Origin of the sequence: Polaribacter atrinae (assembly GCF_038023995.1) — a bacterium.
GTDB classification, from domain to species: Bacteria; Bacteroidota; Bacteroidia; order Flavobacteriales; family Flavobacteriaceae; genus Polaribacter; species Polaribacter atrinae.
Genome location: NZ_CP150660.1, coordinates 3,295,750 through 3,314,252, shown reverse-complemented (window position 1 = coordinate 3,314,252; position 18,503 = coordinate 3,295,750). Strand labels below are relative to the sequence as shown.

General features: G+C 30.6%; 12 protein-coding genes. 7 read left to right on the top strand and 5 right to left on the bottom strand.

What is annotated here, in order from left to right; genetic code table 11:
* Nucleotide 1: 1 nt before the first annotated feature.
* The 3 genes from WG945_RS14430 to WG945_RS14420 form a co-directional block, all read right to left on the bottom strand.
* Complete coding sequence (locus WG945_RS14430; protein ID WP_068451264.1) at nt 2-268, bottom strand: hypothetical protein; 267 nt, start codon at nt 266-268, stop codon at nt 2-4.
* A 415-nt stretch (nt 269-683) separates the two neighbouring features.
* Nucleotides 684-2,447 (bottom strand): glycerophosphodiester phosphodiesterase family protein, encoded by a 1,764-nt coding sequence (locus WG945_RS14425; protein WP_197482103.1) that lies wholly within the window; start codon nt 2,445-2,447, stop codon nt 684-686.
* 75 nt (nt 2,448-2,522) lie between these two features.
* Nucleotides 2,523-5,027, bottom strand: coding sequence for a TonB-dependent receptor (locus WG945_RS14420; protein ID WP_068451262.1), 2,505 nt, complete (start codon nt 5,025-5,027; stop codon nt 2,523-2,525).
* Nucleotides 5,028-5,677: 650 nt separating this feature from the next.
* Between WG945_RS14420 and gyrB the strand changes: the two genes are divergently transcribed.
* From gyrB to recQ, 4 genes are all read left to right on the top strand, one after another.
* Nucleotides 5,678-7,615, top strand: a complete 1,938-nt coding sequence (gene gyrB / locus WG945_RS14415; RefSeq protein WP_068451260.1) for a DNA topoisomerase (ATP-hydrolyzing) subunit B — start codon at nt 5,678-5,680, stop codon at nt 7,613-7,615.
* A gap of 230 nt (nt 7,616-7,845) precedes the next feature.
* Entirely contained in the window at nt 7,846-8,907 is a 1,062-nt protein-coding gene (locus WG945_RS14410) for a DUF6588 family protein (protein WP_068451259.1), read from the top strand.
* A gap of 133 nt (nt 8,908-9,040) precedes the next feature.
* A complete protein-coding gene (locus WG945_RS14405) occupies nt 9,041-9,967 on the top strand; it encodes a malate dehydrogenase (protein ID WP_068451256.1) in 927 nt (308 codons plus the stop codon).
* 290 nt (nt 9,968-10,257) lie between these two features.
* Nucleotides 10,258-12,369, top strand: coding sequence for a DNA helicase RecQ (recQ, locus tag WG945_RS14400; protein WP_068451254.1), 2,112 nt, complete (start codon nt 10,258-10,260; stop codon nt 12,367-12,369).
* A gap of 46 nt (nt 12,370-12,415) precedes the next feature.
* Here the strand turns inward: recQ and WG945_RS14395 are convergent, their stop codons facing one another.
* Both WG945_RS14395 and WG945_RS14390 read right to left on the bottom strand, forming a co-directional pair.
* Complete coding sequence (locus tag WG945_RS14395) at nt 12,416-12,676, bottom strand: hypothetical protein (RefSeq protein WP_068451251.1); 261 nt, start codon at nt 12,674-12,676, stop codon at nt 12,416-12,418.
* Nucleotides 12,677-12,727: 51 nt separating this feature from the next.
* Complete coding sequence (locus WG945_RS14390) at nt 12,728-13,051, bottom strand: hypothetical protein (protein ID WP_157603700.1); 324 nt, start codon at nt 13,049-13,051, stop codon at nt 12,728-12,730.
* A 465-nt stretch (nt 13,052-13,516) separates the two neighbouring features.
* Between WG945_RS14390 and WG945_RS14385 the strand changes: the two genes are divergently transcribed.
* The 3 genes from WG945_RS14385 (at nt 13,517) to WG945_RS14375 (ending at nt 18,467) form a co-directional block, all read left to right on the top strand.
* A complete protein-coding gene (locus WG945_RS14385; protein ID WP_068451245.1) occupies nt 13,517-14,119 on the top strand; it encodes a hypothetical protein in 603 nt (200 codons plus the stop codon).
* A 154-nt stretch (nt 14,120-14,273) separates the two neighbouring features.
* Nucleotides 14,274-17,249 carry a protein translocase subunit SecDF gene (gene secDF / locus WG945_RS14380; protein ID WP_068451242.1) on the top strand — a complete coding sequence of 992 codons (2,976 nt, stop codon included), beginning with the start codon at nt 14,274-14,276 and terminating at the stop codon, nt 17,247-17,249.
* A gap of 99 nt (nt 17,250-17,348) precedes the next feature.
* On the top strand, nt 17,349-18,467 hold the full coding sequence (locus WG945_RS14375; protein WP_082864281.1) for an adenylate kinase: 1,119 nt from the start codon (nt 17,349-17,351) through the stop codon (nt 18,465-18,467).
* The last annotated feature ends 36 nt before the right edge of the window (nt 18,468-18,503 follow it).

The window sequence follows — 18,503 nt, the reverse complement described above, 5'->3', positions numbered from 1 at the left end:
ATTATTCTTCTATCACTTTAGAAACTACTAAAAAACCATTCTTTTCTTTCGGAAAGTTTTCAATAATTATTTGTTTTTCTGCCTGCGGACTATCAATAACAACATCTTCTCTTAAATCATCTAAAGTTACAGCATTGTTATGATTGGTATTAACGTTATTATCTGATGTATTTGCATTTTTAATTACCTCAAATAATTGATTCACCGATTCCGATGGCTCTGCTCCTTTAATACTAGACAAAATGTCTACCGTCATTATTTTGCTCATTTCTTTATTTTTTTAGTTTCCCGCTTTCGTGAGAATGACACTTCTTTTGAAATCTCGCATAAAAAGCGAGAAGCATTTTTTCAATCAAAAAAAGCCTTCCGATTTGGAAGGCTTTATGTATATATTTCTAAACAACAACCTTCTTACCCTAACAATTAGGATTATTGAAATTACGATTGTTGTTATTATTTATCATTGTAACGTTATTGATGCCAAATATATAGAGAAAATGTCGTTTATAATCTTCTTTTTTAAGATTTTATACAACCATTACAATATTTCTAATATATCGTTGTTTATTTATTGATATAACAAATATCAAAGTTTATTTACAAGAAACCTACTAATTAAATAGTCGGTTCCTTATAAATTCAACGGCAAAATTGGGGGACTTCACGATTTATAATAAAAAAACTTACTTTCTTAAAGGAATTGCAATATTAGGATAATCTGTAATTAAACCATCAACCCCCATATTTAATAAGTTAATCATATCTTCTTTCTTATTTACTGTCCAAGGAATAACCCTCATATCATTTTTCTGAATGCTACTAACTTCCTCTTTATTTAACAACACAAAATATGGACTATAAATTTCTGGCACAAAACTTAACATTTTCATGTTCGTTTTAAAATCATTCTGATACGTTAAAAATGCCAAAATAAATTCTGGATACGTTTTATGAATATATTCTAAAATTCTAGGATCAAAACTTTGAATAACGATTCTTTCTACAGGTAATTTTGCTTTTTTTAATTGCGCTATTACAAGATCTGAAAATTCCGCTACAGCGGGTTGAAATCCATTTTTTTCATCCGTAGGCGTGCTTTTAATCTCTATATTATAAAGAATTTCAGTATTTTTAGTTTCAGCAAAAGCAATTACTTCAGACAATAAAGGTTTGTAAGCTGCAACTTTTTCTTGCTCAGGAAACTTAGAATTCCCTAATGAACCAACATCATATTTCTTTATTTCTTGATACTTATTTTTATACATATTAAAAGCAGCAGCATCTTTTTTTGTAATACGTTTTCCTTTGGCATCTAACGTAATTTCATCATTTAACCAAGGCTCATGAGAAACCACTACTTTGTTGTCTTTACTAATAACCACATCTAACTCTATGGTATTTACACCTAAATTTAACGCTTTTTCAAAAGCTTGCATTGTATTTTCTGGTGATAAACCCCTTGCACCTCTATGCCCTTGCAATTCAAAATTATATTGTTGCTTTTTCTCTAAAATCGTTGCATCAATAAAAGCTACAGTTTCATTATATACACTTTCCCAATCATTCGACCTTAAATCACACGCAATTACATGATTTCCGGCTTTCGGAAAAGCGACTTTCTTTTTTTTATCGACAGAAGTACCTAAACCATCATACATTTTTAAAATTGCATCCACAGAAACTACCTGATCTTGTTCTTCTTCATTCTTATAATAATACCCGACAAAAACAGGAATCTTAACTTTAGAGAATGTTTGCGGAGTCATGTTGCTGATTAACATTTTTTTCAAAGCCTCATACCCATTAATATGATAAGAAGTAGACCAATATTTAGCTTCTTCCCGTGGTCTTTTTTGCTTCATAATTTCGCTACCATTCATTTTTATAAATCCTGCTTTTCCTTCTGGAGTTACAATGGCTGCAAATGCAGGATTTTTAAGTCCGATAAACGGAGAATACATCACCAATCCTAAAATAGAAGCATCTTCTGACGCTAATTTTAAACTTAATGTTCCACCTGTTGATGTACTTACTAAAATAACTTTCTTACCAATCTTTTTTCCTATTTCTAAAGCTTCTTTTGCAGAAGCAATATAATTTTCTGGTGTTAGGTTTATAAAATTATCATCTCTATCTAAACCATGTTCTTTTAAACGAGATAGATAAACATTTGCATTGTATTTCTTAGAAAGCATACTCATTACCGGCTCCCCTTCTCTACCACTTGCACCAAAACCATGTAAATACACAAATGCAATTGGAGATTCCTTTTCCTTATAATTTTCTGACCAAATAATTCTGGCTTCATTTCCTGATTTCATTCCCTTACTATTAGCTTCTTTATTATGTATACTTTTTTCTAAAGCAGCTAAATTTACAACATCTTGTCCTTTAACAACAGTAATAAACAGTATTAAAAAAAGAAACGATAAAATATTTTTATTCATTATAATTATATTTAAAGAAAGACGATTAAAAACGTGAATACATTTCTAACCGTCTTTCTTATTTATTTTTAAAACTTAAAACTTCACTTTTAATTGTGCTCCAAAAAACCTTGGTGCTCCCGCAATAAAAGTCGGAATTCCGAAAGCTCCTCCCGTATTACCTGCATCAATAATATATTGTTTACCCAAAGCATTGTTCATGTAAAAACCAAGCTCATACATTTTGTTTATGGTTAGCCCCACTTTATAATTTAAGATTCCATAACCGTCTTGCGAAATATTAGGTAAATTAGTTTCTTCAAAAAACACTTTAGACTTATAAGTATATGTTGGTCTAAAAAAGAAATCTAAATTTTTATTAATTTTTGGGTTGATGTTAAATCCAAAAGAAAATGAATGTTTAGGCGTTAATCTAAATGTGTTTCCTGCTAAAGCTTGTTCATTCCCATTAGAATCTTTATCATCAAAAGAAGCATCTATATACCCATAATTAGCAAAGAAACTGCTGCTTTTTGTAAAAGCAAATTGCGTAGCGGCTTCAAAACCAAATGAACTTGCATTTCCACTATCTTCTGGTATAGAAATAAGGTTTCCGTTTTCAAACTTGGTAATTGTTGTTTGAAAATTAGCATAATCATACATATATGCATTGATATCAAACTGTAATCTATTATTTAAAAATAATGATTTTGCTCCGATTTCATAAGACATTACCGTTTCATCAGATAATATATTTGTTTCCGTTGCTGTAACACTAATAACGTTGGGTCTTCTTCCCCTTGCAGCTGTTCCGAATAAAGTAATATTATCATTCACATCATAATTTACTGCGAAACGACCAACTGCAGATAAAAAATTATCACTAGCCTCTATTTTTTCTCCATTTGTACTTGCAAATAAAATATTTGGATAATTACCTGTTAAATGCCCTAAGTTAGATGGAGTAACAGCATCTTCTACTTGATACGCCGCATTAATATTCTCCCAAGTTGCTCTTAATCCTAAAGTAATCGATAATTTATCTGTAACATCATAAGAAGCATCCGCAAAAATATCTCCAGAATAATTTTTACCAAAATTTGTATTTGTTTCTTTATTGTAAGAACTTAAAGGAGCACCTGCTATTGGGCCAAAAGTTGCAGGATCATTAGGTATATTTGACAACAACGTTGGTACACCGTTTAAAACAAAAGCAGCAGGGTTTAAAATTAACATCCCAAAACTTCTTTCATCCAATTCCCAAGGTACTTCTTGCGAACCGTCTTCATAGAAAAAGTTACCTCCAAAGAATCCTCTAAATTTCTCATCAGTATCAAAATTGAATCTCACTTCTTCACTAAATTGTTTTCCTTTAGAAATTTCTCTAAAATAAAGTGCAGGAGCAGCAGTTCCGTCAGCATCAAAAGCTTCGTTAGAATCAAATTGTCTATAAGCCGTTGTAGAAGTAACATCCCAAACATCATTCAGCTCATGTTTTAAAATACCTGTAACACCATAAACAGTTCTATCTAAACCTAATTCTTCTCCCCTTTCTAAATCAGCAAAAGTATTTGGATTTGTATCGCCACCAATTGGCGCATAAGTTCCACTTTTAAAAGAAGTACCTGGAGGCGTATCTTTTTGCCAATTTGCAATAACATCTAAAGTTGTATTATCATTTATTAAATATTTAAATGATGTTCTAAAAGCAAGTGTTTCTTTTCCGTTTAAATCTCCACCAGAAACATTTTCTATAAAACCATCTCTAGAATTATAAATTGCCGCAGCTCTAAAAAACAATTTATCATCCACCAAAGGTGTATTGTAATACCCAGTTGTTAAAACCTGATTGTAATTACCATAACCAACTTTTACAGCCCCAGATGTTTCGTTTTTTGCTTTATTCTGAATGATATGCATCGCACCAATTTGCGCACCTCTACCAAACAAGGTTCCTTGCGGACCTTTTAAAACCTCTACACGTTCTATGTCATACAATTCTACAACAGATCCTCTAGATTTACTAATTGAAACTCCGTCTTGAAATATAGAAACCCTTGGTTCTACTCTAGAATCTCCACTATCACTTGTAATTCCTCTAATAACAATTCCAGGATTATTAACACTTTGAATCTGCACTTGAAAACCAGGTACATATTCTGATAAAGCATCATACTCAAAAGTTCCTTGATTTTCTATAAAATCTGTTCCGTAAGAAGTAATAGCAATTGGAACATCTTTATTTTTTTGCTCTCTTTTTTGAGATGTTACCACAACACCCTCTAATAGATATGAGCTTTCTTTTAAAACAAAGTTTTGAATTGTTTCTGAATGACTAATCAATACTTTCTTTACAATTGTATTGTACCCTAAATATGAAACTTCTACAATATAAGAAGCATTTGTAATTTTCTCTAATATAAATTCTCCATTTTCATTAGAAGTTGTACCCAAAGACAATTTCTTAATATGAACATTTGCACCCATAATAGGCTCTCCATCCTCTGTTGTTATCGTTCCTTTTAATACGCCAGTATCCTGAGCGTTTATACTAACTACACTAAATAGTGTTAAAAAAGTAAGTAAAAATTTAAAGTACATTTATTTTATTTTAAGATTATATTAGACTGCTAATTTATCCTAGTAAAGCAAGACACTTGTTAACTTAAAATCATAGAATAGTTACTTTTTAAATAAGTTCAACTCCTTTTTTACAAATAATTTACAAAACAGTAACATCAAAATTGAAACCTATTTATAGCCTTTATTTTTTACTAGAAAAACAACTAAACACTATTCACTGATTTAGATCTATTTAATTATTTTACTGAATTAGAATTATCTTTTTAGCGGAGTTTTATCAACTTAACTTAGAGCTATAAATAATGCGCTAAATATTCCGTTAAACAGAAAATCAACGCTATTTTACAATTCCAAAATAAAAGCTTTAAGCCACTTTTTATCATTCTGAGTTTTAATCTGAAATAAAAAATATCAAAATTAATTTTAAAACCCATTTTAAGCGATTTAAAGCACTTTTATAAAATTAACAAATGTTGATAATTTTAGACCAAAATCATTAAAAAGCTTTTAAAACTACTTTATAAGTCGTAAATTTGAGATTGTTAAATTCGTTTTTTAAAAACGAGATTTTATTAAAATAAACGTCATATAAAAAGTAGTGAAGCAATCTTTTAATAAATAGAGCACTTCGTCATACTTACCCAAAATGACATAATTTAACTTTTATAATGAGCGAAGAGAATAAAAATAATTATGATGCTTCCAGTATTCAGGCACTGGAAGGAATGGAGCATGTAAGAATGCGTCCTTCCATGTATATTGGAGATGTTGGAGTACGTGGTTTACACCATTTAGTATATGAGGTTGTAGATAACTCTATTGATGAAGCAATGGGAGGTTATTGTGACACAATTGATGTTACCATAAACGAAGACAACTCAATTACCACAAAAGATAATGGTCGTGGAATACCTGTAGGAATCCACAAAAAAGAAGGCGTTTCTGCATTACAAGTTGTAATGACTAAAATTGGTGCTGGTGGTAAATTTGACAAAGATTCTTATAAAGTTTCTGGTGGTTTACACGGTGTTGGTGTTTCTTGTGTAAATGCATTATCAGATCATTTAAGAGCAACCGTACACAAAGAAGGAAAAGTTTGGGAACAAGAGTACGAAAAAGGAAAAGCACTATATCCAGTAAAAACTATTGGAGAATCTGACTTTACAGGTACTATTGTTACTTTCTTACCTGATAAAACAATATTTAAACAAACCACAGAATTTAACTACGAGACTTTATCTACTCGTATGCGTGAATTATCTTTTTTAAATAAAGGAATCACCATAACACTAACAGATAGAAGAAATACAGATGATGAAGGAAACTTTATATCAGAAGTTTTTCATTCTGATGAAGGTTTACCAGAATTTATCAAATACCTAGACTCTACTCGCGAGCAATTAATTGGCTCTGTAATTTCTATGGAAGGTGAGAAAAATGGTATTCCTGTAGAAGTTGCCATGGTTTATAACACTTCTTACGCAGAAAACTTACACTCTTACGTAAACAACATTAACACGCACGAAGGAGGAACACATTTATCTGGTTTTAGACGTGGTTTAACAAGTACATTAAAAAAATATGCAGATGAATCTGGATTATTAAAAAATGTAAAATTCGAAATTGCTGGTGATGATTTTCGTGAAGGATTAACAGCTATTGTTTCTGTAAAAGTACAAGAACCACAATTTGAAGGGCAAACAAAAACAAAATTAGGAAACAGAGAAGTTACTTCTGCAGTATCGCAAGCGGTTTCAGAAATGTTATCTGACTATTTAGAAGAAAACCCAAATGATGCAAAAATCATTGTTCAGAAAGTAATATTAGCAGCAACCGCAAGACACGCAGCACGTAAGGCCAGAGAAATGGTACAACGTAAAACGGTAATGTCTATTGGTGGTTTACCTGGTAAATTATCTGACTGTTCTGAAACTGACCCAGCACAATGTGAAATTTTCTTAGTTGAGGGAGATTCGGCAGGTGGAACAGCAAAACAAGGTAGAGATAGAAACTTCCAAGCAATTCTTCCACTACGTGGTAAGATTTTGAATGTAGAAAAAGCAATGCAACATAAAGTTTTTGAAAACGAAGAAATCAAAAACATGTTTACCGCTTTAGGTGTCTCTATCGGAACAGAAGAAGACCCAAGAGCTTTAAACCTATCTAAAGTGCGTTATCATAAAGTAGTTATTATGTGTGATGCCGATGTAGATGGATCACATATTGCTACCTTAATATTAACATTCTTTTTTAGATATATGAGAGCAATGGTAGAGCAAGGTTATATTTACATTGCAACTCCACCTTTATATTTAGTTAAAAAAGGTCAGAAAAGAGAATACGCTTGGGATGACAATCAACGTGATATTATTGCACAGCAAATGGGCGGTAATGTTGCTATCCAAAGATATAAAGGTCTTGGGGAGATGAACGCAGACCAACTTTGGGATACTACTATGAATCCTGAGTTTAGAACTTTACGTAAAGTTGTTATAGACAACGCAACAGAAGCAGACAGAGTTTTCTCTATGCTAATGGGAGATGAAGTTCCGCCACGTAGAGATTTTATTGAAAAAAATGCAAAGTATGCAAATATTGATGTATAAGTTTTATTCTAAACAATTATATATGATACACATTTCTAGTAATAGGAATGTGTATTTTTTTTTACCTAAAAACCAATAGATCTCAACACATTTTACACACCTATTTATAAGAATTATTCCTCCCTTTAAAGGGATTAAAATTTAAGGACCCTTTTTTTATTGATAAAATCATCTATTTTAGCAATCACTTTAACATAATTTTAACCAATTATTAATAAAACCTCAAAGCAATGAAAAATAGCCTATTAATTATTATTTGCATATTTACCTTTACATTTAACTCAAAAGCGCAAGATGGTTTAGAGAACATTCTTTTTGCTGACATTTCAGACGCAAACCTGCTAACAGAAGCTTACTTGAGACCAGCAGCAGAAGGCTTTATCTACGGAATGAGCAGTGGTTGGTTCCATACAGCAAAAGTTCACAAAACATTAGGTTTTGATATCACCATAGGCGCTAACCTTTCCCTTATTCCATCTGATAAAGAAATTTTTAATGTAAATTCATTAAACTTATCCGATAAAATCACAAAAAACCCAATTACTTCTCCTACCGTTTTAGGAAGTAGTGATAGTGCTATACAAAATGGTTTTGAGGTAACCATACCTGCAAACTCAGACCCTACAATAAACAATGGTATCCACCCAGAATTAGTGAGAAATTTTACAATGCCAGATGGTTTTGGAGACGATTTACCTTTAAACGCAGCACCAACTCCATCCGTACAAATAAGCTTAGGTCTACCTTATCAGTTCGAAGCAACTGTACGTGTTGTACCAGAAGTAGGTAGCGATGATGCAAAAGGGAAATTATTTGGTTTAGGAATTAAAAAAGAAATTACAGAATGGTTTGGCCCTTTAGACAAATTACCTCTTCACGTTTCTATAATGGGTGCTTTTACGAATATGACAGTTACAAGTGTTATAGACGACCCGAGCGAAAACGGAATAACCATAACTAACGGTTTAGGCGAATTAAAATTAGATTCTTATACAGTGCAAGCTTTAGCTTCATTAAACTTCCCTTTTATAAATATTTATGGTGGTATTGGATATGTTAGCGGTTCTTCTTCTTTAAATATAAACGGAACTTACGAACTAGAATATTCAGGAGGACTTAATCAAACATACAAAAAAACACTAGTTGACCCTTTAAACTTAGACTACAAAGTTAGCGGGTTAACATCTACAATTGGAGCAAGATTAAGCCTAGGATTCTTTAAGATTTTTGGAAGTTACACCTTACAAGAATACAATACCGTTAACGCAGGTATTGCATTTAGTTTTAGATAAAAAGAGTCGAAATCCTTTTCGTAAAAAGACACCTTTTTAAGGTGTCTTTTTACTTTTTTAGAACTAAAATCTTAAGTAATTTTCGTACTTTTGTTAGAGATCAAATACATTATAAATCTTAAAAATTATATATATGAAAGTTTCAGTAGTAGGAGCAGGTGCAGTAGGTGCAAGTTGTGCAGAATACATCGCAATTAAGGATTTTGCATCCGAAGTTGTTATTTTAGACATTAAAGAAGGTTTTGCAGAAGGTAAAGCAATGGATTTAATGCAAACTGCTTCTTTAAACAGTTTTGATACAAAAATTACAGGAAGTACAAACGACTATTCTAAAACAGCTAATTCTGATGTTTGTGTAATTACCTCTGGTATTCCACGTAAACCAGGAATGACCCGTGAAGAATTAATTGGAATAAACGCAGGAATTGTAAAAACAGTTTCAGCTAACTTAATTGAACACTCGCCAAATACAATTATCATTGTGGTTTCTAACCCAATGGATACAATGACTTATTTAGTTCATAAAACTACTGGATTACCAAAAAACAAAATTATCGGAATGGGTGGTGCTTTAGATTCTGCTCGTTTTAAATACAGATTAGCAGAAGCGTTAGGTGCGCCTATCTCTGATGTTGACGGTATGGTAATTGGTGGACACTCAGACACAGGTATGGTGCCATTAATAGGAAAAGCAGCTAGAAATAGTGTTGTTGTTTCAGAATTTTTATCTGAAGAACGTATGGATAAAATTGTACAAGACACTAAAGTTGGTGGAGCAACCTTAACTGGTTTATTAGGTACTTCTGCTTGGTATGCTCCAGGTGCAGCAGTTTCTGCAATGGTACAAGCAATTGCCTGCGATACTAAAAAAATATTCCCTTGTTCTGCTTTATTAGAAGGTGAATTTGGTTTAAGCGATTTATCAATTGGTGTACCTTGTGTATTAGGCGCTAACGGAATTGAAAAGATTGTTGAAATTAGCTTAACAGATACTGAAAAAGAAAAATTAGCAGAATCTGCAGTTGGTGTTAAAGCAACTAACGGTTTATTAGAATTATAAATCTATCAATAGATTTTATCTAACACCACATTTAATATTTAAAAGCCTCAAAAACATTTTCTTTGAGGCTTTTTTTATACATCATTATCTGTTTTAGCACAGCATTTATCAACAATAAAAAAGAATACTAACCTCTAGACGTAGCAAAATCCTTTAACTACAAACAAACTTTAAATAATCTTTATTACTATCAAACTCTTAGTAAGATGTAACACTAAAAGAACATCAACAAGCCATAATCTAATAGATTTACAGATAACACGTATCTTTGCATTCTAATTATTGAAAAAGTGAAAAAGCAAACACATACCCTTTTAAAAAACATATATGGTTACGAGAATTTCCGCCCTTTACAAGAAGAAATCATAGACAGAACCATAGAAGGAAAAGATAGTTTTGTATTAATGCCAACCGGAGGAGGAAAATCTATTTGTTTCCAAATACCTGCATTATTATTTGATGGAATTACAATTGTAGTTTCTCCGCTTATTTCATTAATGAAAGATCAAGTACAAGCTTTAAAAGCAAACGGAATAAAAGCCGATTTTTTTAACAGCTCCAATTCTCCACAAGAAGAAAACGAAGTAATTAATAAAGCCATTAACGGAGAAATACAACTATTATATTTATCTCCAGAAAAACTAATAGCTGTTCGTAATACTTGGTTAAAACAACTAAACATAAAATTAGTCGCTATTGATGAAGCACACTGTGTAAGTATGTGGGGACATGATTTTAGACCCGAATACACACAATTAAAAGTTTTTAGAAACTCATTGCCACATGTCCCTTTTATGGCATTAACCGCTACTGCGGATAAATCTGCTAGAAAAGATATTGAAAATCAGTTAGGATTATCAAATTCAAAATTATTTATTTCTTCATTCAACAGAAAAAACTTAAGTATTGAAGTACGAGGACAAGTTGCAAAAAAGAAAAAACTAGAAGAAATTACTAGTTTTATCAAACGAAGAAAAAATGAAAGCGGTATTATCTATTGCTTAAGTAGAAAAAACACAGAAGAAGTTGCAAACTATCTTAAAAAAGAAGGGCATTCTGTAGCATTTTATCACGCAGGAATGAATCATGAAGAAAGAGAAAGCACGCAAACCGATTTTATAAATGATGATATAAAAATAGTGGTTGCAACCATCGCTTTCGGAATGGGAATTGACAAATCTAATGTTCGTTTTGTAATTCATTACAACTTACCAAAAAACTTAGAAGGCTATTACCAAGAAATTGGAAGAGCAGGAAGAGATGGATTGCCATCAGAAACTGTTTTATACTACAATATGAGAGATTTTGTATTGTACAGTCAGTTTGCAGATGGAGGCGCAAATAGCGACATGCAAAAAGAAAAATTGAATAGGATGCTTCAATTTGCAGAAGCGAAATCTTGTAGGAGAAAAATTTTATTATCTTATTTTGGGGAACATCTAACAGAGAATTGCGGTAACTGTGATGTTTGTGAAAATCCTCCTAAAGATTTTGAAGGCACTATTTTAACTCAAAAAGCACTTTCTGGAATCGTAAGAATGAAAGAGAAAGACGGAATTACCATGTTGATTAACGTTTTAAGAGGAAGTAACAATGCAGATATTCATACAAAACAATACTTCAATTTAAAAACTTACGGAATAGGAAAAGATGTTAGTTTTTTTGATTGGCGAGATTATGTGATTCAAATGGCAAACCAAGGATTGATTGAAATCATGTATAGTGAAAATTCTGCTTTAAAAATATCACCCATCGGGTGGAAAGTTTTAAAAGGAGAAAAAACAATTCGACTAACAACCCCTACAACTTCCGAAGATAAAAAGAAGAAAACAAAAACAATAAAAACAACTACTGAAGGAGAAACTAACAAAGATTTATTTACCGAACTTAAAAAAATAAGATACTCCATAGCTAAAGAAGAAAACATGCCAGCATACATTATTTTTAATGATAAAACATTAAAATTAATGGCAAGCGAACTTCCAACAACCGAAAATGAATTTTTAGCTATTTCTGGAGTTGGAATGAATAAAATGGAAAAGTATGGTGAAGAATTTATGAACGTGATTCGTAAATTTAAAAAAGTAGCCAAACCAAGGAAAATTAGTACCATTCAAAAAACTTTTGACTTATTTAAAGAAGGTTTAAAACCAAAAGCAATTGCAGAAAAAAGAAATTTGTCTATAACCACTATTTTCTCACACTTATCTCAACTTTACATGGAGGGAAAAGAGGTGAATTTAGAAGAACTTGTAGATAGAGAAGTTGTAGACAAAGTACGAGTTGCTTTTAATGATTTGGAGCGAAAAATAGAGCTAAAACCTATTTACGACAAACTAAACGAAGAAGTTTCTTATGGAGAAATAAGATTAAGTATTACTCTCATTTTAAAAAACGAATAACAAAATAGTAATAGAAACACTGCTTTATTTTTCAAAAAAAATAGCACTAAAGTCTTTTCTTAATTTCTGCATTCCAATTTATCTTTTTAGCAATGATCTTTTCTTCATTTATTTTTTTAAGATTCATTACATAATCATGAAATTCAAAATTGAAAGAAAAATATAATACAGAAAAATTAACCTTATCATCTACAAAAATCGAATTACCATAAGGATCTTTATTAGCAAAATCAGAAAAAGAAACTTTAGAATCAAACTTCAAATATTTTTCTCGTAAAATACTTTCAATTTGTTCTATATTATTCATGTTGGTAAAAGTGTACCTAAAAAGAACTAACTTCTTTTTATAAAAATGAAGTTATAAAACAACCTTATCATCACCAATTAAAGCTTTAGAATATAAAATTACTGTACCACAAAGTGTTTTAACAGCATGAAAATCATCTTTAAGACCACGTTTAACTTCTCTAATTGTACTACCGAATTTAAACTTAGAAGTAAAAAAAATTTCATTTTCAGTAGAAACTACTTGCCTAAGCTTTAATTCATCAAACAATAACAAATAGTAGTTAATGTTTTTTACACTAAAAAAAGACCTATAAAAATAACTGGCATCTTTATAACTATTTTTTTTTAGAATCCGTGATAATAAGGTAGACCTTAAAGGGGAAAAAATAATCAATTAGTATAATATTTGGGGGTTATTATATTATAACAAACATACTTAAATTATGCAACAATCAAATCAATAAACAAAACCTTTTAAATTATTGATACAATAAAACAACTGCAATTATCTTAAAATCATTCATTAAATAATGAATAAAAATTGAATTATGATAAATAAAATGTAATTCAAAAAATCATAAAAAAAATTATCATAATGGTATTCTAAGTAATAAAATAAACGCATAACAACAAGTCTAATAGGTTTTTAAACATTTAAACAACAAGGTGAAAAAACAGCCAAACAATATATTTACAACGGAACAAGAGAACAAAAATATTGATTTTTAAGAAGCCAGAATATGATAATTATCTTGTATTTTAAAAATGTATATTATTCAATAAACACAACAACTTATAAAAATAAATTAGATTGTTTATTAAAGAACTAAAAAGCAATCTTTTTTTATATATTTGACACATGAGGACAAAATGGTACATCGGTACTTTATTCTTACTATTTATTTGTTTTGGAGCATTTCATGAAGAGGTTACCTTACCTAATCAAGAAATAGTGCTTGAATTTGTAGATGCTAAAATTGACAATAAAGATATTGAAAGTACTATTGCTGATGTAAAAGAAAAGCTTCTAAAAATTGGTGTTTCTAATATTAAAATCAATGAAACAGATCACGGAACCTTAAAAATTTCTTACTACAGTGTTTTTCATATTGATAATATAAAGAAAAAACTTGTACAGGAACATGCATTGGTTGTAAATACCAATTCTAACCATAAAGAAAAAAACAAGACTTCATCTAAGTACCATATTGATATTCATGAAATAACGAACAAAGCTGATATTTCTAATTCCGATTTCCATTTTGTACTTGAAATTAAATACAATTCAGACAAACTTACAAATTACAACTCATTTGCTTTTCTAAAAAAAATAGATCAAAATAAAGCAAATCAACTCTTTAAAACTACTTATAAAGTACATAAAAAGAATCCTTTTATAAAGGATAAAACCTCTTACAATGAACCTGAAGTTAGAGCAGGTCCCAACAGCTTCCTTTTATAAAAATATATTCATTTACATTTTTTACCGACCTCTTTAAAATCATGAGTACCATACTCATAATTACAAAAAACAATCAACAAAAATAATTGTCAGATTTTACGAGAAGCCATATATTTGCTCGTTTTTAAAAATTTGATTATAAAATACATATAAAATGCAGAATAAAGGACTTATAAAGTTATTTGCTATCCTTTTTGGTTTAGTAAGTTTATACCAATTATCATTTACATTTTTAGCCACTAAGGTAGAAGATGATGCCGCAGCATATGCAGAAAGCAAAGGTGATAATATTGATGCAAGACAAAAAGCTACTTTTGAAAGAAAGTACTTAGACAGTGTTGCAAACAAAGACATTATTAATTTAGGTGTAACAACGTACACTTATAATGATGTAAAGGACAAAGAAATGAATCTTGGTCTAGATTTAAAAGGTGGTATTAACGCTATTTTACAAGTATCTGTAAAAGAAGTTTTAAAAAGCTTAGCTAACGATTCTAAAAACGTTGCTTTTAACCAAGCATTAGAAGCTGCTGATGAAGCTCAAAAAAATAGTAACGCTACATATTTAGACTTATTCTTTCAAGAATTTGAAAAAGTAGCTGGTGACACTAAATTAAGTGACCCTTCTATTTTTGGAACAAAAGCTTTAAGTGAAAAAATTACTTTTAACGAAGCTAATGCTACCGTTAAACAAACTTTACAAGAAGAAATTAACAGTTCTATTGGTACTGCTTTTGAAGTATTAAGAAGTAGAATTGATAAGTTTGGTGTAACACAACCAAACATTCAAAGAATTGGAAACTCTGGTAGAATTCAAATTGAATTACCAGGAGCTAAAGATATTGAGCGTGTTACACGTTTAATTACTAGTAAAGCAGAATTACAGTTTTGGGAAGTATATACTAATGCAGAAGTTCAAAATTACTTTTTTACTGCAAATGGTAAAATTGCTGAAATCTTAAAAGACGATACTGCAGCAGAAAAAGTTATCGACTCAACTAAAAAAGATGATATTGATGATTTATTAGGTGAATCAATCGATTCTACAGATGTAAGCCAAAAGAACCTTTTTACCTATTTCTTTCCAAACATAGCACAATCTCAACAACAAATGAGTTCTTTAGTTGGACAAGCTAGAGTTTTAGATACTGCAATGGTAAATAGTTTGTTAAACAGAAAAGACGTGAAAGCGTTATTGCCTAACGAATTAAAATATGTTAAATTTTTATGGGATTATAAATCTAATAAAGGTACAGACGGAACTGAGTTAATTGGTTTATATGCTATTAAAGGAAACCGTAGTGGTAATGCGACTATTGAAGGTGATGTAATTTTAGATGCTTCTCAAGTATTTGACCAATTAAACAAACCAGAAGTTAGTATGACCATGAATAGTTCTGGTACTAAGCAATGGGCTAAAATGACTACCGAAAACCAAGGTAAATTTGTAGCTGTTGTATTAGACAACTATGTGTATACTGCTCCTTCTGTGAATACTCCTATTACAGGTGGTAGAACTTCTATCTCTGGTGGAAGCATGACTATTACAGAAGCAGAAGATATTGCTACCGTTTTAAAAGCTGGTAAATTACCTGCAGCTGCAAGAATTATTCAAGCAGAAGTTGTAGGACCATCTTTAGGACAAGAATCTATAGACCACAGTATTCAATCTTTTGGATTGGCTATTTTATTAGTTTTAGTGTGGATGATTTTATACTACGGTAAAGCTGGTTTATATGCAGACATCGCTTTAGCTGTAAACATCTTATTTATCTTCGGAATTTTAGCTTCTTTCAACGCAGTGTTAACATTGCCTGGTATTGCAGGTATTATCTTAACCATTGGTATGTCTGTAGATGCAAACGTTATTATCTTTGAGAGGATTAAAGAAAGTTTAGCAATTAAGAAAGGATTAAAACAATCTGTAGAAGAAGGTTTCTCTATTAAAGGAGCTTTATCTGCAATTATCGATGCTAACATTACTACTCTTTTAACAGGTGTTATCTTATATGTTTTTGGTACAGGACCAATTAAAGGTTTTGCTTTAACATTAATGATTGGTATTGCAACATCTTTATTTACAGCCGTTTTTATTACTCGTTTATTAATTGATAAATCTGTAAACAAAGGTGCTAACTTAACATTTAACACTTCTATCTCTAAAGGATGGTTCCAAAATATTAATGTAGAATTCTTAAGAAAACGTAAAATTGCTTACATCATTTCTGGTGCTGTAATTATTGCAGGTATCGTTTCTATTTTCTCTGTTGGATTAAAACAAGGTGTAGATTTTAAAGGAGGACGTTCTTATGTTGTTCGTTTCGATCAAACAATGAACGCTACAGAAGTTGCTTCAACTTTAAAAGATGCTTTTGGTACGGCTCCAGAAGTAAAAACATATGGTTCTGATCATCAATTAAAAATAACAACTGTTTATAAAATTGATGAAGATGGACAAGATGTAGATGACCAAGTTCAAAGTGCATTATTTACAGGATTAAAATCTTATTTAGGAACAACTACTTACGAAGACTTTAAACCAGGTTTCGAAAAAGAAGGTTCTGGAGTAATGAGTTATATGAAAGTAGAACCAACTATTGCAGATGATATTAAAACATCAGCATTATACGCAGTATTTGGATCTTTATTGGTAGTTTTCTTATACATTTTATTACGTTTTAGAAAAATTTCTTTCTCTATTGGAGCAGTAATTGCAGTATTCCATGATGTATTAATTGTATTAAGTGTATTCTCTATTACTTACAGTTTTATGCCTTTTGATATGGAAATAGGACAATCGTTTATTGCAGCAATTCTAACAGTGGTTGGATACTCTCTGAATGATACCGTGGTAATTTTCGATAGAATTAGAGAATTTACAGGTACACATCCTAACTGGAAATATAGTGAAGTAGTAGACAAAGCACTAAGCTCTACATTAGGTAGAACCATAAATACTTCTTTAACAACATTATTAGTAATGTTAGCAATCTTCTTATTTGGAGGAGATTCTATTAAAGGATTTATGTTCGCCTTAATTATTGGTGTAGTAGTAGGTACTTATTCATCATTATTTGTGGCAACACCAATTATGTTTGACACCACTAAAAAAGAAGAAAAAAATAATTAAACTTATTTTTAGATATATTGAAACCGTTTTTAATTCCTGAGCATCAGATTTTAAAAACGGTTTTTTCATTGAACAGCTAGCAATTAAAAGAACAACCTCATGAGTATTATAAAACTTCAAGATCTATATTTTAAACCTTTTATTAATCAAGAAGAAATTGCGGTAATCGTAAAACAATTAGCAGTACAAGTAAAAGCAGACTTGCCTAAAGGAGAAGTCCCTCTTTTTGTAGGTATCTTAAACGGATGCTTTTTATTTGCCGCAGATTTTATAAGAGAATTTAATGGAGATTGTGAAGTGTCATTTGTAAAATTAGCTTCCTATAGTGGTACCTCTTCTACAGAAGACGTAAAACAATTAGTAGGTATAAATGAAGACTTAACAGGAAGAACTGTAATTATATTAGAAGATATTATTGATACAGGAAACACTCTTCAAGAAATTTATAATATCTTTAGAGATAAAAATTTAAAACAACTAAGAATTGCAACGTTATTTTTTAAACCAGACGTATTTAGAAAAGAACTACATATAGATTATATCGGAAAAAACATTGAAGATAAATTTATTGTTGGTTACGGTTTAGATTATAATGGTTTAGGTAGAAATTACCCTGCAATTTATCAATTATCAACACAACCTAAAATGAAAAACATCGTATTATTTGGCCCTCCAGGTGCAGGAAAAGGAACACAAGCAGATTTTTTAAAAGACATGTATAACTTGGTACATATCTCTACAGGAGATGTATTCCGTTTTAACATTAAAAATAAAACTGAATTAGGTTTGTTAGCTAAAAAATATATGGATGAAGGAGATTTAGTTCCGGATGAAGTAACTATTAATATGCTAAAAGCTGAAGTTGAAAAAAATGCAGATGCAAATGGCTTTATTTTTGATGGTTTTCCTAGAACAGAATCTCAAGCAGAAGCTTTAGATGTTTTTTTAGCTGAAAAAGGAGAACAAATAAACGGAATGGTAGCATTAGAAGTGCCAGAAGATGCTTTAGTTACTCGTTTATTAGAAAGAGGAAAAACAAGCGGTAGAACAGATGATACTGATGAAAGTAAAATTAGAAACCGTTTTAACGAATACAACACAAAAACAGCTGTTTTAAAAGATTATTTTGATGCTCAAGATAAATACTACGGCGTTAATGGTTTGGGTTCTATTAAAGAAATTACACAAAGAATTGCAAAAGTATTTGATGCACTTTAAAATGTGTAACTGTGTAATTGTTTAACTGTGTAACCT